Source organism: Acidithiobacillus sp. TH-A117 (assembly GCF_057473465.1).
The window spans coordinates 1-22,031 of record NZ_JBYCKQ010000031.1 but is presented as its reverse complement, the minus strand read 5'-3'; the positions used below and the strand labels follow the sequence as shown (position 1 = coordinate 22,031).

Annotated in this window: 27 protein-coding genes; 8 read left to right on the top strand and 19 right to left on the bottom strand. The window is 57.4% G+C overall.

Annotated features, from left to right (window positions below; genetic code table 11):
• The 7 genes from AC2VLR_RS07900 to AC2VLR_RS07870 form a co-directional block, all read right to left on the bottom strand.
• Positions 1-365, bottom strand: a 365-nt coding sequence (locus AC2VLR_RS07900) for a GspE/PulE/PilB domain-containing protein (RefSeq protein ID WP_486881648.1), incomplete at its 3' end; no start/stop codon positions are given.
• Positions 341-1,237, bottom strand: coding sequence for a shikimate dehydrogenase (locus tag AC2VLR_RS07895; protein ID WP_486881647.1), 897 nt, complete (start codon positions 1,235-1,237; stop codon positions 341-343). The genes AC2VLR_RS07900 and AC2VLR_RS07895, both read right to left, overlap by 25 nt.
• Positions 1,227-2,387 carry an anhydro-N-acetylmuramic acid kinase gene (locus AC2VLR_RS07890; protein ID WP_486881646.1) on the bottom strand — a complete coding sequence of 387 codons (1,161 nt, stop codon included), beginning with the start codon at positions 2,385-2,387 and terminating at the stop codon, positions 1,227-1,229. The genes AC2VLR_RS07895 and AC2VLR_RS07890 overlap by 11 nt, the downstream gene beginning before the upstream one ends.
• 124 nt (positions 2,388-2,511) lie before the next feature.
• Positions 2,512-2,994 carry an FKBP-type peptidyl-prolyl cis-trans isomerase gene (locus tag AC2VLR_RS07885; protein WP_486881645.1) on the bottom strand — a complete coding sequence of 161 codons (483 nt, stop codon included), beginning with the start codon at positions 2,992-2,994 and terminating at the stop codon, positions 2,512-2,514.
• A 54-nt stretch (positions 2,995-3,048) separates the two neighbouring features.
• Positions 3,049-4,062 carry a ferrochelatase gene (gene hemH / locus AC2VLR_RS07880; protein WP_486881644.1) on the bottom strand — a complete coding sequence of 338 codons (1,014 nt, stop codon included), beginning with the start codon at positions 4,060-4,062 and terminating at the stop codon, positions 3,049-3,051.
• A complete protein-coding gene (gene xth, locus AC2VLR_RS07875) occupies positions 4,059-4,838 on the bottom strand; it encodes an exodeoxyribonuclease III (RefSeq protein WP_486881643.1) in 780 nt (259 codons plus the stop codon). Before xth ends, hemH begins: the two co-directional genes overlap by 4 nt.
• Entirely contained in the window at positions 4,838-5,440 is a 603-nt protein-coding gene (locus tag AC2VLR_RS07870; protein WP_486881642.1) for a glutathione S-transferase N-terminal domain-containing protein, read from the bottom strand. The genes xth and AC2VLR_RS07870 overlap by 1 nt, the downstream gene beginning before the upstream one ends.
• Before the next feature lie 88 nt (positions 5,441-5,528).
• Between AC2VLR_RS07870 and AC2VLR_RS07865 the strand changes: the two genes are divergently transcribed.
• From AC2VLR_RS07865 to prmB, 4 genes are read left to right on the top strand one after another with little or no spacing between them, the layout of a single operon-like run.
• Positions 5,529-6,365 (top strand): 23S rRNA (adenine(2030)-N(6))-methyltransferase RlmJ, encoded by an 837-nt coding sequence (locus AC2VLR_RS07865; protein WP_486881641.1) that lies wholly within the window; start codon positions 5,529-5,531, stop codon positions 6,363-6,365.
• A gap of 39 nt (positions 6,366-6,404) precedes the next feature.
• The gene (locus AC2VLR_RS07860; RefSeq protein ID WP_486881640.1) at positions 6,405-6,689 is read left to right on the top strand and encodes a DUF2322 family protein; all 285 of its coding nucleotides are present in this window, start codon (positions 6,405-6,407) and stop codon (positions 6,687-6,689) included.
• A gap of 11 nt (positions 6,690-6,700) precedes the next feature.
• Positions 6,701-7,462: an exodeoxyribonuclease III gene (locus tag AC2VLR_RS07855; RefSeq protein WP_486881639.1), complete on the top strand. Its 762-nt coding sequence runs from the start codon at positions 6,701-6,703 to the stop codon at positions 7,460-7,462.
• Positions 7,462-8,355, top strand: a complete 894-nt coding sequence (gene prmB / locus AC2VLR_RS07850) for a 50S ribosomal protein L3 N(5)-glutamine methyltransferase (protein ID WP_486881638.1) — start codon at positions 7,462-7,464, stop codon at positions 8,353-8,355. Before AC2VLR_RS07855 ends, prmB begins: the two co-directional genes overlap by 1 nt.
• Before the next feature lie 79 nt (positions 8,356-8,434).
• On the opposite strand, the gene AC2VLR_RS07845 is transcribed toward prmB, so the two are convergent.
• Positions 8,435-9,325, bottom strand: a complete 891-nt coding sequence (locus AC2VLR_RS07845) for a LysR family transcriptional regulator (protein WP_486881637.1) — start codon at positions 9,323-9,325, stop codon at positions 8,435-8,437.
• 91 nt (positions 9,326-9,416) lie between these two features.
• On the opposite strand from AC2VLR_RS07845, the gene AC2VLR_RS07840 reads away from it, so the two are divergent.
• Positions 9,417-11,003 (top strand): MFS transporter, encoded by a 1,587-nt coding sequence (locus AC2VLR_RS07840; protein ID WP_486881636.1) that lies wholly within the window; start codon positions 9,417-9,419, stop codon positions 11,001-11,003.
• Here the strand turns inward: AC2VLR_RS07840 and AC2VLR_RS07835 are convergent.
• On the bottom strand, positions 10,919-11,833 hold the full coding sequence (locus tag AC2VLR_RS07835; RefSeq protein WP_486881635.1) for a mechanosensitive ion channel family protein: 915 nt from the start codon (positions 11,831-11,833) through the stop codon (positions 10,919-10,921). The genes AC2VLR_RS07840 and AC2VLR_RS07835 overlap by 85 nt on opposite strands.
• A gap of 138 nt (positions 11,834-11,971) precedes the next feature.
• Here AC2VLR_RS07835 and argS point away from each other — a divergent pair, with 138 nt between their 5' ends.
• Complete coding sequence (argS, locus tag AC2VLR_RS07830; protein ID WP_486881634.1) at positions 11,972-13,714, top strand: arginine--tRNA ligase; 1,743 nt, start codon at positions 11,972-11,974, stop codon at positions 13,712-13,714.
• 6 nt (positions 13,715-13,720) lie between these two features.
• A complete protein-coding gene (locus AC2VLR_RS07825; RefSeq protein ID WP_486881633.1) occupies positions 13,721-14,584 on the top strand; it encodes an SPOR domain-containing protein in 864 nt (287 codons plus the stop codon).
• Here AC2VLR_RS07825 and AC2VLR_RS07820 read toward each other — a convergent pair.
• A complete protein-coding gene (locus tag AC2VLR_RS07820; RefSeq protein WP_486881632.1) occupies positions 14,550-15,017 on the bottom strand; it encodes a YbjN domain-containing protein in 468 nt (155 codons plus the stop codon). The two genes, AC2VLR_RS07825 and AC2VLR_RS07820, sit on opposite strands and share 35 nt — an antisense overlap.
• Positions 15,014-15,817, bottom strand: coding sequence for a 16S rRNA (adenine(1518)-N(6)/adenine(1519)-N(6))-dimethyltransferase RsmA (gene rsmA, locus AC2VLR_RS07815; RefSeq protein ID WP_486881631.1), 804 nt, complete (start codon positions 15,815-15,817; stop codon positions 15,014-15,016). The genes AC2VLR_RS07820 and rsmA overlap by 4 nt, the downstream gene beginning before the upstream one ends.
• Positions 15,818-15,882: 65 nt before the next feature.
• Here rsmA and AC2VLR_RS07810 point away from each other — a divergent pair, with 65 nt between their 5' ends.
• Positions 15,883-16,437: an HNH endonuclease gene (locus tag AC2VLR_RS07810; RefSeq protein WP_486881630.1), complete on the top strand. Its 555-nt coding sequence runs from the start codon at positions 15,883-15,885 to the stop codon at positions 16,435-16,437.
• A 35-nt stretch (positions 16,438-16,472) separates the two neighbouring features.
• On the opposite strand, the gene pdxA is transcribed toward AC2VLR_RS07810, so the two are convergent.
• The 8 genes from pdxA to AC2VLR_RS07770 are packed head-to-tail and all read right to left on the bottom strand — an operon-like array spanning position 16,473 to position 21,718.
• The gene (gene pdxA / locus AC2VLR_RS07805) at positions 16,473-17,474 is read right to left on the bottom strand and encodes a 4-hydroxythreonine-4-phosphate dehydrogenase PdxA (RefSeq protein WP_486881629.1); all 1,002 of its coding nucleotides are present in this window, start codon (positions 17,472-17,474) and stop codon (positions 16,473-16,475) included.
• Entirely contained in the window at positions 17,471-17,719 is a 249-nt protein-coding gene (locus AC2VLR_RS07800) for a S4 domain-containing protein (RefSeq protein WP_486881628.1), read from the bottom strand. Before AC2VLR_RS07800 ends, pdxA begins: the two co-directional genes overlap by 4 nt.
• A gap of 15 nt (positions 17,720-17,734) precedes the next feature.
• Positions 17,735-18,655 carry an ABC transporter ATP-binding protein gene (locus AC2VLR_RS07795; protein WP_215844461.1) on the bottom strand — a complete coding sequence of 307 codons (921 nt, stop codon included), beginning with the start codon at positions 18,653-18,655 and terminating at the stop codon, positions 17,735-17,737.
• On the bottom strand, positions 18,648-18,965 hold the full coding sequence (locus AC2VLR_RS07790; RefSeq protein WP_486881627.1) for an STAS domain-containing protein: 318 nt from the start codon (positions 18,963-18,965) through the stop codon (positions 18,648-18,650). The genes AC2VLR_RS07795 and AC2VLR_RS07790 overlap by 8 nt, the downstream gene beginning before the upstream one ends.
• Positions 18,962-19,603, bottom strand: a complete 642-nt coding sequence (locus AC2VLR_RS07785; RefSeq protein ID WP_486881626.1) for an MlaC/ttg2D family ABC transporter substrate-binding protein — start codon at positions 19,601-19,603, stop codon at positions 18,962-18,964. Before AC2VLR_RS07785 ends, AC2VLR_RS07790 begins: the two co-directional genes overlap by 4 nt.
• 11 nt (positions 19,604-19,614) lie before the next feature.
• Positions 19,615-20,094, bottom strand: coding sequence for an outer membrane lipid asymmetry maintenance protein MlaD (gene mlaD, locus AC2VLR_RS07780; protein ID WP_215842531.1), 480 nt, complete (start codon positions 20,092-20,094; stop codon positions 19,615-19,617).
• A 13-nt stretch (positions 20,095-20,107) separates the two neighbouring features.
• Entirely contained in the window at positions 20,108-20,890 is a 783-nt protein-coding gene (gene mlaE, locus AC2VLR_RS07775; protein WP_486881625.1) for a lipid asymmetry maintenance ABC transporter permease subunit MlaE, read from the bottom strand.
• 3 nt (positions 20,891-20,893) lie between these two features.
• Complete coding sequence (locus tag AC2VLR_RS07770; protein ID WP_486881624.1) at positions 20,894-21,718, bottom strand: ABC transporter ATP-binding protein; 825 nt, start codon at positions 21,716-21,718, stop codon at positions 20,894-20,896.
• Between the last annotated feature and the right edge of the window lie 313 nt (positions 21,719-22,031).

Below are 22,031 nucleotides of genomic sequence, written 5' to 3'. Positions count from 1 at the left end.
TTGATGTCCTCCACCGCCTTGAAATCGGTGGGGTCGGCCATGGCCAGATAAAGGGTATCTCCGCGTTTGGATAAAGGCAGGACCAGATAGCGGCTCATCAGGTTTTTATCGACCCGGCGCAGCAGCAGATCGTCAATAATGACAGCGTCCAGGTCAAGCATGGGCATGTTGTAGCGCTGGGAGAGGTGCGCCATCAGTGCTGCGGCCGGAACTGCCCCTTTTTCCACCGCATAAAACAGCAAGGGTTTCTTGCCGCGCCCAGGGTCATTGGCAAGATTGACCAGTTGCGCTTCATTCCCCAGCCCGTTACTGACCAGGGCCCGTAGTACGGGCGTCAAAGCTATTTGTTCCGGGTTTGCAGCCATCGCCTTAATGTATCCTCCACAAGGGGGGTTTGCGGTAAAACACCCGTCCAGATGCGGAAGCTCTCCGCACCCTGTTCCACCAGCATCCCCAAGCCGTCCATCGCGTCCCGCCCACACTGGCGGGCAGTCCGTAACAACGGGGTTTCCAAGGGGTTATAGACGATATCGTAAACTTTGCCATGGGTTGGCAAGCATTCCAGATCCAGCTCCGGATGACTTTCTCCATGCAGGCCCAGGGCGCTGGTATTCACCAGCAAGCCGATCCGGGGCAAAATCCGAGTGAGGCTTTTGCGCTCCAGGGGCAGGGGATGCAAGGGAAACTGTGGGAATTCCCTGGCCAGCTTTTCCGCCCGGTCAGGATGCCGGTTGGCCACATAAATGGCCGGACAGCCGGCACTTCCCAAAGCATAAACAATGGCTCTGGCGGCGCCCCCTGCGCCAATGACCAATACCGCTGCAGTGCGCCAGTCGTTGCCGGCACGACGCTCCAAAGCCCGCTGAAAACCCAGGGCATCGGTGTTCGTCCCATAACTGCGCCCCGCCGTAAAATGAATCGTGTTAACGGCGCCGATTTGTTGCGCTTCCGGACTGAGATCATCGACCAGAGACAGTACCGCTTCCTTGTGGGGAACGGTGATATTGAGGCCCTGCACTCCCGAGGCAGCAAGGCCTTCCAGAACCTTGGGCAAATCCGCCTCCCTTGCCGGAAAGGGAACATACACGGTGTCGAGGCCCTGTTGCGCGGCAAACAGGCGATGCATCCAGGGCGACAGGCTGTGTTTTACCGGATCACCGATGATGCCGTAGACGACACTCGCACCGCCAGGATGCCACATTTCTGCGGGTGCCAACGTTTCTGAATCAATGCCCATCAATACATGCCTTCTCCGGATAATTGGCCAGCACAGCGAGCAGCTTCGGCCAGTTTTTACCGGGCAGGATATTACCCAGCACTACGGACTGGCGAACACCGGTCACCTGAGCATAAGGCAAGGTTCTGCCCAGTAAACATTGCCCACCCAACCAGGCAAAGGCCAGGGCCTCCAGAGCCTGGGCCGGGATTCCGCTGACTTGTGCGCCGAGCCACACCGGCAATTCCGGTAAAGCTGCCCGCAACGCATCTACCAAGGTCGGATTTTCGGCACCGCCGCCAAAAACCAGAAGCTCTGCCGCTCCAGGCGTCCAGGCCCGCAGCGCCTCAGCGATACTGCGCGCGGTCAGCGCCGTGATCGTCGCCACAAAATCCGTCTCCCCATAAGTCCAATCCGCCCACCAGCTACGGACCAACTGATCGTCAAAACTTTCCCGTCCTGTACTTTTGGGTGGAACCTGCCGGAAAAAGGGATGCTTGAGCCACTGCATCAGCGGCCCTTCCTGAACTTTTCCGGCAGCACCCAAGCGGCCGTCCAGATCACATTGGGATGCACCACCACTGAGCAAGCGTACTGCAGCATCTATCAAGACATTGCCAGGACCACTGTCAAAAGCCTGCAGAGGACGGGGATCACCAGCACCCGGAATCCAGGTCAAATTGGCCATTCCCCCGAGATTCAGGATTGCCCGCGCCTGATCATTCTGAAAAAGATAGTGATGAAAGGGTGGCACCAAAGGCGCACCTTCCCCGCCTGCCGCCACATCTGCACGCCGAAAATCATGAACCACCGTCAACCCGGTAGCTACGGCCACATCGGCGGCCGAACCAATCTGCAGGGTAAAGCCCGGCTCGGCGCGGGGCTGATGGCGGATGGTCTGACCGTGCAGGGCAATGAAATCCACGGGACCCATTTGCGCAATGGCGGCCTGGGCCACATCGGCGTAACAGGCACCCAGATGACGATCCAGTATAGCCATTTGTTCCACGGGCAAAGGACCATTGGCCGCAAGCACCATGTCCCGCAAGGGCGCAGCAAAAGCCTGACTATACATCCCGACATAAGCCTGTTCACGAGGGGCCGCAAAATCCAGCAGAGCGGCATCCACCCCATCGGCACTGGTCCCGGACATCAAGCCCAAAGCGCGCATGGAGTCAGCTCAAATCATTGTGGACGGGGATGGACTTGCGGCCAGACATCCTGATCGGCGCGCAATCCCGCACCAGAAGGCCGCAAGTCAGCCGCTGATGGCTTAAGAGCCGGACCGCCTCCGGTCAATGCTCGTGACCGTGCTCGCCATGCACATGACCATGCGCCAGTTCTTCCGCTGTCGCATCACGCACATCCAGAACGGTGACATCAAAGTTGAGGGTCATGCCCGCCAGCGGATGATTCAGGTCCACGGTGACATCTTCCCCTTCAATATCAATGACCGTGGCCAGACGCGTACCCTCGTCCGTCTCGGTTTCAAACTGCGTTCCGATTTCCAGCTCTTCCGGGTCATCAAAGTCCTCCCTGGCTACCACTTCCACCAGGTCTTCGTCCCAATCTCCGTAGCCTTCTTCCGGGGGAATGGACACTTCGACCTTGTCCCCCGTGCGGTGCCCGGCCAGTGCCTGCTCCAGACCAGGAATGATGCCATGATGTCCGTGCAGATAAATGAGGGGTTCTTCACCTACCGAGCTGTCAATCAGCTCGCCCTCTTCGTCGGTGAGGGAATAGTCGATGGTGACTACCTTGTCTTTGCTGATAATCATGTGGCGCGTCCTATGGCTGAGAGATGAAGAAGGAAGACTGATTTCGTGGGAATTCTAGCCCGACTGGGTAGAAACGGCAAAATTTTCGGGAATCTCCCAGCTTTGCCAGGAAGGCGCCAAAATTTCTGAAAATGCATTGATCCATATAGGATTATCATTCAGCGCCGGAATATAACGCAAGGCCTTACCGCCCGCGCCCAGAAAAGTTTCTTTGCCTTCCAGGGCAATTTCCTGAAGCGTTTCCACACAATCCGCCGTAAATCCGGGACAGAGCGCATCGATTTCCTCCACCCCTTCTTTCGCCAGCTGTACCAGCGTCTTGTCCGTATAGGGTTCGAGCCACTTTGCGGCGCCAAAGCGACTTTGAAAAGTTTGCACCCATTCCCCCTGCTGCAGACCCAGTTCCTGCACCAGTAGCGCCGTGGTTTTTTCGCACTGCCGACGGTAGGGATCTCCTAACTGGATGGAGCGCTGCGGTAAACCGTGAAAAGAGATGAGCAGTTTTTTGGCGCGACCGTTTTCCTGCCACCAGTGTTTGACACTCTCGGCAAGAGCCCGAATATAGGCAGGGTGATCATGCCAGTCGCGCAGCATGCGCAATTCCGGAATTTCCCGCATGCTGCGAAATTCTTCTGCGACCTTGTCAAAAATAGAGGCGGTGGTAGCGGCGGCGTACTGAGGGTAGAGCGGGACTAACAGGACCTTTTCGCAGCCTGCCTGACGCAGCTCTGCAAGCCCCTGGCGCAAAGAGGGTTTTCCGTAACGCATGGCCAGCGTGACCCGCACCTCCCCCGGAAAGTGGGTATCCGCATATTTTTGCAGACCTTCGGCAAGACGCTGACTATATACCAAAAGAGGAGATCCCTCCGGCATCCAGATGCTGGCATAATTGCGGGCGGAACGGGCCGGACGAAAAGTCAGAATCGGACCGTTCAATATGGGCCACCAGACAATCCGGGGTAACTCCACTACCCGGGTATCACTGAGAAACTCGCGCAGATAACGTCGTACCGCCGGGGGCGTGGGAGCTTCCGGCGTACCCAGATTAACGAGCAATACACCAATCATCTCTCCTCCTGTAACACTATAAAGACGGGGGCATGGTCCGAAGGTCGTTCAGCAGCCCGGGCATTGCGGTCGATGACCACATCCTGAATTGTAGGCAACAAGACCTTGGAGGCCAGGATCAGATCAATACGCAGCCCGCGATTACGGCGAAAACCCGCAGCCCGATAATCCCACCAGCTCCACTCCTGGAGATCACCGTGGAGTTGCCGCCAACTATCCTGTAATCCCAGCTCCAGCAAAGCTGTCAAGGCCGCCCGCTCCGGCGGAGAACAGAGCACATCCTCGCCCCAGGCCACCGGGTCGAATACATCGCGATCATCAGGCGCAATATTGAAATCGCCAACCAGCAGCAATTGCGGCCACTGCGCCAGTTCATTGGCTATCAGCCCCCGCAGACGCTCCAGCCACTGCAGTTTGTAGGGATACTTGTCACTCTCCAGGGACTGGCCGTTGGGCACATATACATTGACGACACGAATACCCGCAAATGTGGCCGCGCAAAGACGGGCTTGACCATCCCCGCCATCGGGCCAGTCACATTGAGGGCTTTCCGGTTTGGCACGGCTCAGGATGGCAACGCCATTATAAGTGGGTTGCCCATGATATAGGGCGTGATACCCCGCCGCCGCCAGCTCTGCGACGGGAAATTTTTCATCCACCAGCTTGGTTTCCTGAAGGCAAAGCAGATCGGGCGATTGCTCCTGCAACCACTCCAGCACCTGAGGAAGACGCACCTTGAGTGAGTTGACGTTCCAGCTGGCGATTTTCATGGACATTACTGGGGCAGCGTCGCGCTGATGCTGGGCCGTAAACGCATACTGTGCATCCAGGCCATCAGGTCGGGAAACTGGACCAGAAAATCCGGTGCGCGCAAATCCACATACCCCACGGCGGCGACCGTCGCTATTTGCGACAGATTCAATACGGGAGCATTTGCTGCATCTTTCCAGGCTTTACTTTCTTCCTGGAGCATGGCCAGGGCTGTGCAGACTTTACCTTTGGCCCGTTGCAACATGTTCAAATCCTGACAATCCGTAGCATGACGCTGCTCCAGCACCCAGGCAATGGTGGTATCCATAATGCCGCTGGCCAGAGCCTCGACCCGGAGCGCTTCAATACGCGCCTCGGGGTCCCGGGGAATAATGGCAGGATCCGGGCGCAACATTTCCAGGTACTGAATAATCACGGCGGAATCGTAAACTGCTGAACCATCGTTGCGCAGCAATACCGGGATTTTCCCCAAGGGGTTGTGGGACAGGGCGGCATGTTCCGGCGCCCGCAAATTGACCCATTCCACTTCACAGGGCAGATTTTTTTCGAGTAATGCCATACGGACTTTGCGGGCGTAGGGACTGGTTTCGGTAGCGAACAGGCGCATCTTTTTCTCCTTATGGGTAGGCCAGCGTGGACTCTGCTATCATGACGAAAGCATCGCCTCAAGCCAAGCCCAGGAATCACCAGGAACCATGAACTACCAACATCAATTTCACGCCGGCAATGCTGCCGATTGCGTCAAACATCTGGCGCTTTATCTGACGCTGACCGCTTTGACCCGCAAGGACACGCCCCTGGCGTATATGGACACCCACGCCGGGGCGGGCAGTTATACTCTGGGGGCTTCCGGCGAGCATCTCAGCGGTATTGCCCGCCTGTGGTCCGACCGCCGCAGTCTGCCGCAATGTGGAGAGTGGCTGAAAATCATTCACCAGATTCACCCGGACAAACAACTGCAGCACTATCCCGGCTCCGCCCGGCTGGCGGCAGCATTGCTGCGCCCCGACGACCGGATGATTTTATGCGAAAGCGTGCCGGAAACCGTCGCACAGTTACGCCAGCAACTGGGAAAAAGACCGCGCACCAGCATCCTCAACGAAGATGGTTACCGGGCGCTGTTCGCCCATATGCCCCCACCGGAAAAGCGCGGCCTGGTCCTGATCGACCCGCCCTTTGAACGCCGCGATGAGTGGGAAGCTCTTGCCGACACTCTGCTGCGTGCCTATGGGCGCTGGTCCCAGGGTACCTATCTTGTCTGGTATCCCATAAAAATTCGCGGTACGATCACGCGTTTGTGGCAGGCCCTGCGCGGCCGGATTCCGGTGCTGGTATATGAACTGCTGCAAAAACCTGAAGAGGGACGGGAAACTCTTTTCGGCAGTGGTCTCCTGCTGATCAATCCCCCCTGGGGCGTCAAGGAAGCGCTCAGCGCTGGCCTCACCGAACTGGGGCCACTACTGGCCGACCCGCAGTCCGGTGGCTTCTGGTCACTGCGCTGCACCGGCTGGCCCGGCCCCGAAAAACCATAAACTGCATGCGCTGACACCCGGCGCCATAAGGACAACAGGATGGATAAAACAGCACTTCCCAATATCGAGCACATCCAAAAACTGCTGCTCTACGGCGGCCCCTCCGCGCAATTGCAGGAGGAGCTGGTCAAAACGCCCGACACTGAAATGAGTGTCGCCGTACTTTATCACCTCGCCCTGCGGCATGGTGTCATCAGCCCGACAGCGGCACGGGAAGGTCTGGCGCTGCTGGCCACCGCCGGAACGGCGGGCGAAAATGCCCGCAACATTCTTGAGAAAGTCATTGCCGACAGCGATTTTCTGGCTGTGCGGGTGATGCGCTAAAGGTCAGGCAAATGCGTCTTTACAGCTGGAATGTGAATGGCTGGCGGGCAGCCTGCCGCAAGGGACTGCGCGACTGGGTGGACAAGGCCAAACCCGATCTGCTCTGCATTCAGGAAAGCAAGGCCAATCCTGCCACTATGGGTCCGGAAGAAAGCCGGTTGGATGGTTACAGCAGTTGCTGGGCGGTTGCTCAACGCCCCGGGTACAGTGGCGTGGTCACCTTCAGCAAGAACGCTGATTGTCCTGCCCAGGCGGGACTGGGGATCGAACGCTTTGACGCCGAGGGCAGAGTCGTCATCACGGATTGCGGCGCTTTTGATCTTTACAATGTTTATTTCCCCAATGGCAAAAAAGATAGTGAAAGACTGGCTTTCAAGCTGGATTTTTATGCCACTTTCCTGGAGCGGATCAATCAGCGGGTAGCAGCAGGCCGTCCAGCGGTATTTTGCGGTGATGTGAACACGGCCCACCGTCCCATAGATCTTGCCCGCCCCAAGGAAAACCAGCGCATCTCGGGCTTTCTGCCCGAAGAAAGAGCCTGTCTGGATTTATGGGAACAGCATGGCTGGGTAGACAGTTTTCGTCATTTTCATCCCGATGCGGCGCGGTATTCCTGGTGGAGCCAGCGCACCGACGCGCGCAGTCGGGATATTGGCTGGCGTCTGGATTATTTCTGGGTACACCAGAGTCTCTTGCCGCGCCTGCAAGACGCAGGTATTGCCACGGAAGTCACCGGCTCTGATCATTGTCCCGTCTGGCTGGAGATCCACTAATGCGCCTCGAACAATATATACATCTGGCCGGGCATACCCTGTCCAGCGTGGGCGATTTCCGCCGCTGGGGAGCCAGTCGTTTTGCTGCCGCCCGTCTGGATTTCAGCCAAGGGCAGCAAAATCCCCGCGCCGAAGCCGACCTGATTCTGGCCCGGGCATTACACCTGGAGCCGGAAGATCTGGGCGACTTCAGCAACGCCCGGCTTTTGCCTGAAGAAAAACATCTGGTCCTCAACCACTTTTATCAGCGCGAAATGCTTCGCCGCCCGGCAGCTTACATCACCGGCGAAGCCTGGTTTGCCGGTTTGCGCTTTATGGTGGATGAACGGGTGCTGATTCCGCGCAGCCTGATTGAGCCCTTCATCGAAGAGGGTTTTGCCCCCTGGGTGGACGAAACCCGGGTGCGCCGCATTCTGGAAATCGGTACCGGTTCAGGATGCATGGCCATTACCATGGCCCTGCGTTTTCCCCATGCCGAAGTGCACGCCGTGGATATTTCTCCGGATGCCCTGAATGTTGCCCGCGCCAATGTGTTGCAGCATGGCCTGGAAGATCAGGTGCAACTTTATCAGTCTGATCTCTTCTCTGCTTTGCCTGGGCAGCGTTACGATCTGATCATCAGCAATCCACCCTATGTAGATGCCGCCGCCATGGCCGAATTGCCGCCGGAATACACCCATGAGCCGCGCCTCGCACTGGCGGCCGGAACAGACGGACTGGACTGCCTGCTCCCTCTGCTGGAGCAGGCGCCGCAGCATCTCGAAACCGGTGGAGTGTTGATCGTGGAAACCGGAGATGCGGAAATTGCCCTCAGTGAGCAGCGCCCCGATTTGCCCCTGATCTGGCTGGAGCACCCGGCGGGGGGTTCGGGCGTGTTTCTGATGACAACGTAAAGACTGAACAGCCGGGGTGCATGAGGATGCTTTTTGCGACATTAACCTGCGCTACAGTTGTCCCTGGCCCCTCTAAAAATCATGCCCCCTGCAGCAACTGCAAAAACACCCTGACTGCCCGCGACTGAAAATCCGCCTGGGGACGGATTAAAAACAGGGTCCAGAACAACCCCCGGGGCGGTTCCAGACGTAAGGATGCTAACGGCCAGCGTACCTTGTCCAGCGCCTCCACCGAAGCAAAGCCAATACCCAGGCCCGCCGCGACAGCATCGCGCAGCGCTTCGACGCCCGTCACCTCTACACTGCAGCGTGCACAAAGTCCGGCATGGGCAATAGCCGCCTCCACCCGACGCCGAATCCCGGAGTGGGCTTCCCGCCAGACAACTGGTTGCTGCAGAATCTCCTCCCAATGTGCCGATTGGCGCCCTTCCTGAACCCAGGGATGATTCCGGGGCAAGATCGCCACCAGTTCATCCTCCCGCCAGGCTTCCTGTTCCATGTGCTGGGGTAGGTGGTCTGCAGCAATCTGTTCTTCAGTAAACAGTAAATCCCAACTACCCAAAGCAAGATTGTCCGGCAGTGGGCCGGTTTTCAATTGTAGCTGGATGCTCGGGTAGCTACTGCGGAAACGGGCCAGATGCTCCATCAGAAAATAGTTGGCGACGGTATTGGTGGCTGCAATACGCAAACTGCCTTCCTGCAGATTCTGGCGGCGCGCCGACCAGCTTTCCACCTCTGCCAGGTTTTCTCGCAGACGCCGGGCATAAGGCAACAGAGATTCTCCGGCGGCGGTCAGTTTGATACTGCGCCCACTCCGCTGGTAAAGGGGTTCCCCCAAAGTCAGCTGCAAGGCCCGCAAGCGTTCGGAGACAGCGGGCTGACTGCGTTGCAGGTGGCGGGCTCCGCGTCCCACCCCTCCTGCTTCAGCCACCGCCAGAAAGGTCAACAATTCTTCGGCGTGAATTTTCAATTGGATTTTCCGATCAATGAGAGCAAATCAATCTATTGGTTGTATATTAGTAGCGGCGCTAGAGTAGGGCAAATTTACAGGGAGGCATCTGATGCAGAGCATCCAGCCATTGTCCAGAACCTGGCCGCTGTTTGCCGGGGTGGCCCTGGCCCTGGCCATGGGCTCCTTTGATGGCGCCTCGGTGCAAGGCATTTTCCCTTATATCGCGGGAGGACTGTCCACCAGTAACGATCACGCTTTGTGGACCCTAACCTACTTTATTGTCCACTGGTCCCTGGGGATTACGCTCATGCCCTGGACCACTCAACGCTTCGGTATGCGCCGCGTCTTTCAGGCGGCGGTCACGGTCGCCACCCTCGGCACCCTCATCAGCGCAACCACCAGCAATCTCTGGATCATGCTCCTGTCCCGGGCCCTGGAAGGCATTGCCGCCGGGCTGCTGGTGCCCCTCAGTCAAAGCCTGTTTTTACGCCACAGTCCGGAACGTCTTCATGGCCTGGTGACCGTATTCTGGAGTAATGCCATGCTCATGCCCTTTTTCTTCGGGCCGGCACTGGGCGGATTACTGGCCACGGAATTGGGATATCGCAGCATTTTCCTGCTCTCTCTGCCATTCTGGATACTGGCTTTCTTTCTTGGTAGCAGCGGAATTCCCCGGGATGCCAGGGATGCCAAAGATGCGGGGAAAAAAATTCTGCCGTCTTTTGACGGCTGGGGATTCGGGCTGCTGTACGGAGGGCTGATGAGCCTGCAGATCGTCCTCGACCAGGGGGAAGAATATGGCTGGTGGCATTCTTCTTTCATTCTGAAAATGACCCTGCTCGCTCTGGTGTTTTTCATCCTCTTTGCCTGGCGGGAGAGTGAAACCACTCACCCCCTGCTGGAAATCCATTTTCTCAAGCGGCGCAACTATTGGCTGGGACTGCTGCTGCTCTGCCTGGGTTGGGCCATGTTCATGGGTTGGGCCTCGATTCTACCGCTCTGGGCTGAGGAAGATCTGGGATTCAACGGCTTCTGGGCCAGCCTGGTGCTTTTCCCCATCGGCCTCGGCGCCATTCCCCTGTCCACCCTTATGGATCGACTCCGGGGACTACTGGGCTTGCGCCGCCTGGCCAGCCTGTGTTTCCTGATTTTTGCCTTTGCCTATGGGCACGCTTATCTCAGCCCCATGAGCAGCCTGTCAGATCTGTTTATCCCCATTCTGCTGATTGGCATTGGCGTCGGCATGCTCTTCGTGCCCTTGACCCTCATCATCCTCTCTGGATTGAACAGCGCGGAAATCCCCTCTGCCGCAACCACCAGCAATTTCATCCGGGTGTTCAGCGCCAATATCGGTGTCAGCCTGCTGAGTGTCTATTGGAGCCGCTACAGCGCCATGGCCGCAGATCATTTGCGCGGGCAGATCAGTCACTTCCACAGCGATTTTGATTTTTCACCCGCGACCCTGCAGCATCTGATCCTGGTCAAGGCAGATACCCTGAGCATGGACAATCTGCTGCGCCTGTCCATGTGGATTTGTCTGGGGGCGGCCTTGATCGCCTATTTTTTCATCACTCCCCCGAGCCGCCTACAAAACGCCACAGGACCAGGCAACTACATCGCAGAAGAAGAGGAAGAAAGCGGTTTTGCAGCCTCGGCAAAAGCTGAAGCTGCCGGGGGAGCCAGCACCACCTCCTGACGGGGACGGGGAATTTCGATACCGGCTTTTTCCAGGGCTTCTGCCAGTGCCCAGTTAAAGATCGCCCGGGTACTGCCCGGTCGCATCAGACCTTCCTTGTCCACCCAGACAATCATATCGCATTCGTATCCTGCCTCCCCAAAGGCATTGATCCAGAGAGAGGGCGGATAGCGGTCATTTTTTACACATAATGGCTGGGCCAGTGCGGTATTCACCACCAGCTCCCGGAGTTTTTCCCGATCAGTACCATAGGGAACCCGAAAGGGAATGTGTACGCGCATGACCGCATCATCGAGGCTCCAGTTAATGACTTCGCCATTCACGAACTGGGAATTGGGCACCAGAATATCGACGTGATCATTGGTCATGACCTGGGTATAGCGGACACTGAGTCTTTTGACTTCACCATGCAGACCGTTTTCCTTGATCTGGATGTAATCTCCCACTTTGATACTGTGTTCAAAGAGCAGGATCAGTCCGGAAGCAAAGTTGCTGAATATATTCTGCAAGCCAAAACCGAGGCCCACACCGACCACACCACCGAGAATGCTCAAGCTGCTGAGATTGACCCCGACAGTCTGCAGGGCGATGAGAATTCCCAGGGCAATAACCACATAATAGGTCAGCCGCGAGATGGCATAAGCCGTAGCGGCGCCCAGACTGCGGGTCAGGGTTCTGCGGGTCAGCCGCCGCAACCAGATAGCCCCCCACCAGAGAAACACCAGAATCAGAACAAATTCGACAATTCCCAGGGGCTGAATCAGGATATTGCCCGGTAAATGCCAGGGCGTGGTGAACCAGCGCCAGAACGCTCCCCAATAATCATGCATCGTTATCCACTCCCTCCATCATGCGCCAGTCTCTGGCGAAGTCATCCACAGCCAAAGTGACAAACATACAACAACCCCTGCCGTAAAGCGTCCACATCAGTTACACTAAAGCAAAAATTGACTGGATAAGGTAGCCCCGTGAAAGCATTTGTTCTCCAGCCCCTGCAAGCGGCTCTCGAAAACCTTCGGCGTGAGGGGATCATTCCGGAGATTCCGGAAAATCTCGAACTGGATCGCCCCAAACAGCAGGAACACGGCGATCTGGCCAGCAATGTCGCCCTGCTCCTGGCCAAAAAGGCCGGGCGCAAACCCCGGGATCTGGCCACAGCCATCATAGCAGCCCTTCCTGCCAGTGACTGGATCGTGCGCACGGAAATTGCCGGACCCGGCTTCATCAATTTCTTCCTGGCTCCTGCCGCCTTCCACGGGGTCATCGCCAAAATCCAGACCGAGAAAAATCAGTTCGGAGCCAACCAGCAGGGCAGCCAGCAAAAACTGCAACTGGAGTTTGTTTCCGCCAATCCTACCGGTCCACTGCATGTAGGTCATGGTCGGGGTGCCGCCTACGGCGCGAGCCTCGCCAATATTCTGCGCTTCAATGGTTATGACGTTTTTTGTGAATATTATGTGAATGACGCCGGCCGGCAAATGGACATTCTCGCCGCCAGTGTCTTCATGCGTTATCTGGAAGCGGCAGACCTGTTGCCCTGGGCTTTCCCCGACAACAGCTACCGGGGTGATTATGTGCGCGAAATTGCGGCTGAACTCCGCGCGAAGGTGGGCGAAAGTCTGCAGCATGCCCGCAGTGGAATGCCCGACCTACCTGCTCTGGAAGACCCGGATGCGGCCATAGACGCCCTGATCGCACACCTGAAAGAACGTCTGGGTAAGGAGGATTACCAGATCCTGCACAGTGCCGGGCTGGACAGCATTCTCAGCGACATCCGTGCGGATCTGGAACAGTTCGGGGTGCATTATCAAAACTGGTATTCCGAACGACAACTGGTGGATTCCGGAGCCGTTGACCGGGCTGTGGCGGCGCTGGAGTCGGCGGGTCACTGCTATCTGCAGGAAGGCGCGCTCTGGTTCAAATCCACGGCTTTTGGCGACGACAAGGACCGGGTCATTCGCCGCGAAAACGGGGCTTATACTTACTTTGCGTCTGACATCGCCTACCATGCCGAAAAATTTGCCCGGGGCTTTACCCGGGTCATCGATATGTGGGGTGCAGACCATCACGGCTATGTCCCCCGGGTCAAGGCGGCACTGCAGGCTTTGGGTCTGAATGACGACCAGCTGGAAGTGGTGCTGGTACAGTTTGCCATTTTGTATCGCGGCACGGAAAAAGTCTCCATGTCCACCCGCGCCGGCGAATTCGTTACCTTGCGCGAGCTGCGCGAGGAAGTCGGCAATGATGCCGCCCGCTTTTTCTATGTACTGCGGCGTGCCGATCAGCATCTGGACTTTGATCTCGATCTGGCCAAAAAGCATTCCGAAGAAAATCCGGTGTTTTATATCCAGTACGCCCATGCCCGGGTCTATTCCATGCTCCGTCAGGCTGCCGAAAAGGGTTTAACCCTGCCCGCAGACCATGAAGCTGATCTGGAATGCCTCCAGGATCCCCGCGAACTAGCGCTCATGGATGCCCTCTGGCGCTTTCCGGAAGTGGTACAAAGTGCCGCCCGGGATCGCGAACCACATCAAATCGCCTTTTATTTGCGGGATCTGGCGGCCTCTTTTCACACCTACTACAACTCGACGAGAATTCTCGTTGAGGAAATCTCCTTACGCCACGCTCGTCTGATCCTCTGCAAAGGGGTCGCCCAGACTATTGCCAATGGCCTGCGTCTGCTGGGTGTCTCGGCGCCGGAGCAAATGTAGGCAGTCATGCGCGATTATAAAAACCAGACCAGCCGCCCACCTTCAGGAGAACAGCGCCCAAGCCCGCCTCCCCGTCGACCGCAACCAGCGGAACCTGAAGAAATATATGCAGAAGAGGAAGACACGCAACCCTCTGCTGCACCGCGCAGCGTTCGGCGCTGGCCCTGGGTGCTGCTTTTTCTGATCCTCCTGCTCAGTGCGGGAGTCTGGTGGTGGATTGCGCAATTACCCATCAACACCGGCAAACTCGGCCTGCTGCCGGGTACCACCGGCAGTACCGCAGCAACAGCATCTGCCAACAGTAGTGCCGCGTCGCAGGTAACCAGCAGCGCCAGCTCTATGTCCCTGGCCGCCGCCGTCCTCCCCGGCAGCGTACCTGCCGCAGCCAACACTGTCAGTTCAGCGCCGGCAAGTACTACGAGCGGCAGCTCGACAACTGCGCCGACAGCCTCCACCCGCAGCGGAGTAGATTTCAATTTTTACCGGATCCTGCCGAAAATGCATGTGGATATTCCCGCAGACATTCTCGGAAGCGGTCCCGGTATTCCGGCCGCTGCTACCGACAGCGCCCCGGCCATACCCGTGCATCAACCGGTCACTATTCAGGTGGGCGCGTTCACCAACCGCGCGGCGGCGGTGGTCCTCCGCGATCGTCTGGCCCTACTGGGGGTCAGTACCAGCATGTCCAAAGTCGACAACAACGGCAGCAATACCCTCTATCGTCTGCAAACCCGGACCTATGATTCCCTCGCCGATGCCCAACCTACTCTGGCCAAAATTCGTGGCATGGGCATCACCCCCCTGCTGATCGGCAATGGCATCATCGGCGGGAGCGCTAGTGAACCGCTGTCCCGGTCTCCAGCGTCTTGATGGCTGCCGCAGGAGTTTCCTGTCCGGCCAGCACCTTGTCCAGTCCGGGCAGGTAATGATTGATGGTTTCTACCCCTACCAGTAAATAGGGACGCAACAAAGCGGTAGACAATACGCTGGCAGGGGCCTGTAAGATGGTCTTGAAATTGATTTCGCCGTCTTCCATATCCAACTCGAAATTCCCCAAAGACAGGCCATAGTTGGCCCGGGTCACAAACTCGGCCACTGCCAGGCGTTTGTTATCAGTAATATCCAGATTCTGGGGACGCAAATAAAACAGGATACGTTCGCGTTCGGCATGCACATGACAAAAAATATCCAGGGTGCCATTGGGAATCTGCAGGGCACAGGTCATGACCGGATAATCCGGGAGCATTTTGGCTTCCCAATCCAGTTCGGCAAACAACTTTTCGACAACTTCCAGATGATTCATGCTTGGGATCCTTGTTTTGCAAAAGCCTCGGCGAGGCGGAAAAAAGCGGCCTGATCCAGCGTTTCGGCGCGACAGGCCGGATCAATATCCAGAGCCCGCAACTGCTCAGCGCTGAAAATACCCCGCAAGTTATTAGCCATGGTCTTGCGACGCTGGGCAAAACTGCGCGCCACTATCTGGGCAAAGGCCGTACGCTGCGGTTCCTGCAGCAAAGCTGGCTGGTAGGGTAGCAAACGCATGAAGGCAGAATCCACCTTGGGCACCGGATAAAAATTTCCGGGAGCCACCGTGAACAGGGATTCGACCTGGCACGAGGCCTGGATCATCACCGACAAACGCCCGTAGGTTTTGCTACCGGGAGCAGCCACCATGCGATCCACCACTTCTTTTTGCAACATGAAGTGCATGTCCTGAATCCGCCCGGCAGACTCCAGGATGTGAAAAATAATGGGGGTCGCCACATTGTAAGGCAGGTTGCCGACCACCCGCAGGGGCTTGTCACTTTCGCCCAGACGCGCAAAGTCCACTTTCAAGGCATCGGCTTGGACAACGGTCAGCTGCTCCGGGGTCGCGAGATTTTCGAGGGCGGGAATCATATCTCGATCCAGTTCAATGACGATCAAATGCGCCAGGGTAGGCAACAGCCTTCTGGTCAGAGCTCCCGGCCCCGGTCCGATTTCCACGAGAAAATCCCGGGGCTGCGGACGAATCGCCGCCATAATGCGCTCCACCATAGCCGGTTGCACCAGAAAATTCTGACCAAAGCGCTTTTTGGCAGGCGGCAAAGCAGCTACTTGCATTATCAACCTCGCTTCATGCTATATTTGGGTGACGCCTCTTGCAGGCGATGCGAAACGGAAAGCTTATGCACCTCGTGCTTCGTCTTGACGTCGGTGGTCGTCCCATGGCCTGGGAAACCTGGGAAGAAGCCGCCGCCCACTATGTCCGGGGTAATGTTGCCTGGACCCTCGGGAATCCTTTTTTCACCGCTCACGGTGGCGTATGCCGACGCAGTGGCATTCACTCGCAACTGGACATTCATCCGGTGATTGCGGTACGCGGTCGGCATCTGGGCAAAATTCGCCCTCCCGCCCTCTCCAATCAAACCCTGTTCCATCGTGATCACCATCTGTGCATGTACTGCGGCAAGCATTATCCGGTCCGTGAACTGACCCGTGATCATATCATCCCCATCTCCCGCAAGGGCAGAGACATCTGGACCAATGTGGTAACGGCCTGCCGCAGCTGTAACAGCCGCAAGGACAACCGCACTCCCGATGAAGCCCACATGCCCTTACTGGCCGTGCCTTTTACCCCGACCTGGGCAGAATATCTGTTGCTCAGTAACCGCCGTATTCTCGCCGACCAGATGGAATTCCTGCTGGCCCAGGTGCCTGAGGGACGCCAGCGGATCGTTTAAACAGGCCCATACGGGCAGGTCAACGGTCTGGCCCATCAACAGTTTGCTGTACGCCGGTTGCGGACGATTTCTGCCGCAGCCTCCAGGGCATGGAGAAGACTTTCTCCCTGAGCACGACCGCTACCCGCCACGTCCAGCGCCGTGCCATGATCAACGCTGGTACGCACTATCGGCAGTCCCAGGGTAATATTCACTGCCTCGCCAAAAGCGTGATATTTCAAAACCGGCAGCCCCTGATCGTGATACATGGCCAGTACCGCATCGGCATCTTCCAGCAGTCGCGGGGTAAAGAGGGTATCCGCAGGCCAGGGTCCGGAAACGCGCATCCCCTCTTTTTGCAGAGACTGAATGACCGGGGTAATCACCTCGATTTCTTCGCGACCGAGATGCCCCCCCTCCCCGGCGTGGGGATTCAGTCCGGCCACCAGAATACGAGGTGCGGCCAGGGCAAAATCCCGAATGAGGGATGTGTGCAAAATGCGCAGGGTCGTTTCCAGACCACTGCGGGTAATGGCTGCAGGTACTTGTGCCAGAGGGAGGTGGGTGGTGGCCAGGGCAACCCGCAAACCGCGCCCCGCGAGCAGCATGACCACCTCATCCTGACCGCAGGCGGCCGCAAGATATTCGGTATGCCCGGTAAAAGGAATGCCCGCATCATTGATGATGCCCTTATGGACGGGAGCGGTCACCAGGGCATCAGCCAGGCCGGTGCGCAGCAGAGCCAGCGCTTTATCCAGGCTGCTCAACACTGCCGGGGCGTTGGCCGGATCCAGATGGCCTGGCCGGCAGGGGTGGGCCAGGGGGAGGTGCAGCACCCGCAATACTCCCGGCTCTATGGCTGGCCAGTCATCGCCCTCCTGCCAGGCCTCCAGTCTTACGGGTAGTCCCAGCAGCAGCGCCCGGCTGCGCAGGCAATGCATATCCCCCAACAGCAATACACCGGCAGAGAGGGGGTGAGCGGCCAGCTGCAGACAAATATCCGGTCCGATTCCCGCTGGCTCCCCAACCGTCAGCACCAGTCGCGGCAAGTTGTTCATTCCGACTCCTCTGGCAGCATTTCCACAATCCCCTCCGGCCCTTCCACCCGCTGCGGCAAACGCAGTATGCGCGCCCGGATCAAACGGTCACGAATGTCCACCGTCAACACATCAGCGACCTTCACTTCGGCACCAGCCTTGGCGACCCGACCATTGATGTGCACGCAGCCTGCGTCACAAATTTCCTTGGCCAGGCTGCGGCGTTTGATCAGCCGCGACATTTTCAGAAACAGATCCAGACGCATGTCAAAGTCGGCTGTTCAGCGCAACTGGCCGAGAATGTCGGTAAAAGCGTCCTCCAGACGAGGCTCCTGTAAATGCAGATCGAGGATTTGCGCGGGCAAATGCTGCAACTGGGCCAACACACTGCCCAGAGGATGACGCTGCGCATCAATACGAAAGACGCGAACATGCTCGCTGGCCCCCGTCAGCAAATCCTCCAGGGCCGGACTGAGCTCGCCCGGATCACGATCAAAAGTCACCGTCAGGATGCGCCAGTTGGATGCGCGCAACAAGGCTTCCTTGCGGTCCAGGGCGACGATGCTTCCCTGCTGGAGAATGGCAATGCGCTCGCACAGTTCTTCGGCTTCTTCCAGATAATGGGTGGTCAGAATCACCGTCCGCCCTTCGGCATTGTAACGCCGGATGAACTGCCAGAGCCCCTGGCGCAACTCCACGTCCACCCCGGCAGTAGGCTCATCCAGCACCACCACCGGCGGACGGTGAACCAGCGCCTGGGCAATCAGCACCCGTCTTTTCATACCGCCCGACAAGTTGCGCAGATTGGCATTGGCCTTGTCCGCCAGATCCAGTTCGGACATCAACTCATCCAGCCAGTCATCATTGTGGCGCAGGCCAAAATAACCCGATTGCATGCGCAGGAACTCGCGCACCGTAAAAAAGGGATCATAGGCCAGTTCCTGGGGAACCACGCCCAGCAACTGTCGGGTACGCCGAAAATCCTTCTCCACATCAAAACCGAATATTTCCGCAACTCCACTGGAGCGACGCACCACCCCGGCAAGGATGTTGATCAGCGAAGATTTACCCGCCCCGTTGGGGCCCAGCAGCCCAAAAAACTCACCGGCGTGAATATCCAGATCCACCCCCGCCAGCGCCAGATGCCCGCTCTGGTAGGCTTTCCGCAAGCCCTGAATATGAATGGCGGGAATGTCAGTCATGAGAGATATGCAACATATCCTGCAAGCGATAAAGGCCAACCAGTTCCTGCAAGGACTGGGGCATTCCGATAATTTGCAGGGTTACCTTCCGACTTTCCTGAATCTGGGTCCACTCCATGAGTAATGCCAGAGTCGCACTATCTCCCGCCTCCAGCTCATCCAGGGCAATGGCCGCACAGCTTTGGCCATCGCGTTTCCAGTCAAAGCGCTTGAGCAGTCCATCGAGGTGGGCGACCCGCCAGTCCCCCGAGAGGCACAGGCGATTCTGTCCCTGGACCTCCCGCTGCTGCCAGCTTCCCGCCTCACTCAACGGGATGATTTCCCGCTTTTTTCTTCCGTAGCATCTTTTGCCTTCATTTGTTGGAGCAAAGCAGGAATACCACGGCTGGAAGCTACCTGACCGAAACTCTGACGATAATTGAGCACCATACTCACTCCGTCGATATAAGTATTGTAGATCCGCCAATGTTGATCGGTGTAGAGCAAGGCGTAGATGACGGGAATATCGGGGCCCCCTTCGGCCTGGCGAATGACCATGTTGACCTGGGCTACCGGCGGATTCTGGGAAACCTGCTGACTGCCGGTAATTCTTACCGTCTGGCCGTTATAATGATTCAGGGCATTGCTGTAGGTACGCACCAACAGATCTTTAAACAGTACCACAAACTCTTTCTGCTGAGCGGGATTCATCTGCCGCCAGTACTGGGCCATGACGTACTGAGACATGGTCGTAAAGTCCATGTGCGGCAAAACAATATCCGCGATTTGTGTTTTGACTGCCGGAGTGATGGCTTTACCTTTGTTGGTCCGCAAGACCTTCAGGACATTATCGGTGAGATCATGTACCACGGTGACAGCCCCCTGGGCATTGGGGGCTTCCGCTGCACTGGCGGGTAAAGTCCAGGCAAACAACATCCAGAACAGCGCTATCCAGGTGATTTGACGCATGCAAATTCTCCTTATTGATTTCCTGAAGCCTTACTACTTCCCTCAGCCTTGCTGAAGACCATCTGGCCAATCATCTGATCGATATTCACCGCCCCCTGGGTCATGGTGATGGTCCCGCCGGGCTTGAGATTCTGGGGCATACCACCGGGCTGGATGGCGACGTACTGCTCCCCCAGCAACCCCTGAGTATAAATGGAAGCCCCTGTATCAATGGGCAATTTGATGGCGGGCTCGATGCGCATGGTGACCTTGGCCATGTAGGTTTTCGGATTCATGCCAATATGGGTGACTTCACCGATGGTGACTCCCCCCAGCTTGACCGGGCTGCGGGTTTTCAGACTGCCCACATTGTTGAAATCCGCGTGCAGCACATAGCCGTTATCATAGGCAAAACCCGAAAGGTTCCCCACCCGCAAGGCCAGCACCACCAGGGCCGCAATACCCAGCAGCACAAATATGCCGACCCACCAATCTATCGCCCGCGTTTCCATAGACTTCCTGCCTTCAGCTAAATAGCAATGCTGTAAGAATAAAATCAAGCCCCAGAACCGTCAGCGAGGCGGTAACCACGCTGAGGGTCGTGGCATTCCCTACGCCCTCTGCCGTGGGCCGCGCCGTGTAGCCCTTCCAGGCCGCAATCCAGGTCACCACCACGCCGAAACACAGGGCCTTGAACAAACCGGTCAGAATATCTCCGGAAAAGGTCACATTGGACTGCATTTGTGCCCAGAAAGTGCCGCCATCCACCCCCAGGACGGGCACAGAAATCAGATATCCCCCAAAAATCCCGACCAGATCAAAAATCGCACAGAGGACAGGCACTGCAATAATTCCCGCCCACAACCGGGGGGCCACGACCCAGGCCAGGGGGTTGACGGCCATCATTTCCATGGCACTCAACTGTTCCGTCGCTTTCATGGAGCTGATTTCCGCCGTCAGCGCAGAGCCCGCACGCCCGGCAAAGAGCAATGCGGTCAACACCGGTCCCAGCTCGCGCAGCAGGGACAGGGCCACCAGGGTCCCCAAAGCGGAAGTGGCCCCGAAGCGCACCAGCGCGTAATACCCCTGAAAGCCTAGGACCATTCCCGTAAAAAACGCCGCAACGACCATGAGAATAAGCGAGCGGACACCAAATCCGTAAATCTGCCGGAACAATTGCTGAATACTGAAATGGCGATTGAATATACTCAGGAGACTCGACAGCAGAAAACGGCTGGCCGCTCCCAGGCCGGGCACCGTCTGCAGCGTCCGCCGCCCCATTTGCGGAATGAAATCGAGAAAAGCCATCGTTTAGAACCGCTCGCCGGGAGAGCGGCTATCGCGCAGGGCTGCCGCATAATCCTGTTGGGTTGGATAATGGAAAGGTACCGGCCCGTCAGGTTGCCCTCCCAGAAACTGCCGGGCCAGGGCAGAGTCACTGTTGCGCAATACATCCGGACTGCCCTCGGCAATAATTTTGCCGCCCGCCAGAATAAAACCGTAGTCAGCAATGGAGAAGGTTTCTTCCACGTCATGACTGACCAGCACGCTGGTCGCTCCCAGGGCCGCATTCAGGCGTTTGATAAGCGCGGCAATGATGCCGACGCTGATGGGATCAAGGCCGGTAAAAGGTTCGTCATAAAATATCAACATCGGATCCATCACTACCGCCCGGGCCAGGGCGATCCGCCGCCCCATACCCCCGGAAAGCTCTGCCGGAAAAAGACCCGCCGCGCCCCGCAAACCCACGGCCTCCAGCTTCATCATGACCAGTTTACGCAATACCGATTCGGGCAGACGAAAATGGCGACGCAACGGAAAAGCCACGTTTTCAAAGGCGCTCAAATCGCTAAACAGGGCGCTGTGCTGAAACAGCATGCCCATCTGGCGGCGCAAGCCGTAAATGGCCTCCTCACTGAGTGTTTGCAGATCCTGCCCGGCAATACGGATTTGCCCGGACTGCGGGCGCAGGGTACCGGCCATGAGATTGAGCATGGTGGTCTTGCCACCGCCACTGGCCCCCATCAGGGCGACGATGGCACCGCGCGGAATACGCATGTTCACCCCGGCCAGCACCGGGTGCGGGCCACGGGCAAAAACCACATTTTCCAGTTCTACAAGGGCCTCAGCAGCCATGTACATCCTTGTTCCATCTTTCGTCAGGGATCAGAGTATAAACCGAACGGTCAAGCGGGTACCAGAACGAACGCCGGAGCAGCCATCCAACGGGCAACTCCCCGTCCTGAAAATTTTTCTGAAAAACCCTTGCATCCCATGCGCATAGGTGTATAGTTCGCTTCCTGTTTCCACGGCACCGAAAGCAGTTACTAAGGGGGTCAGTCCTTAAGAGATTTGGAGCACGGCATGGCCACGTTCCAGCAAGGTAGGGCATAAAACCAAGTACTGTCTGGGGGTGCACGGGAGCTACTTCTTAACCTTTTTAACTTTG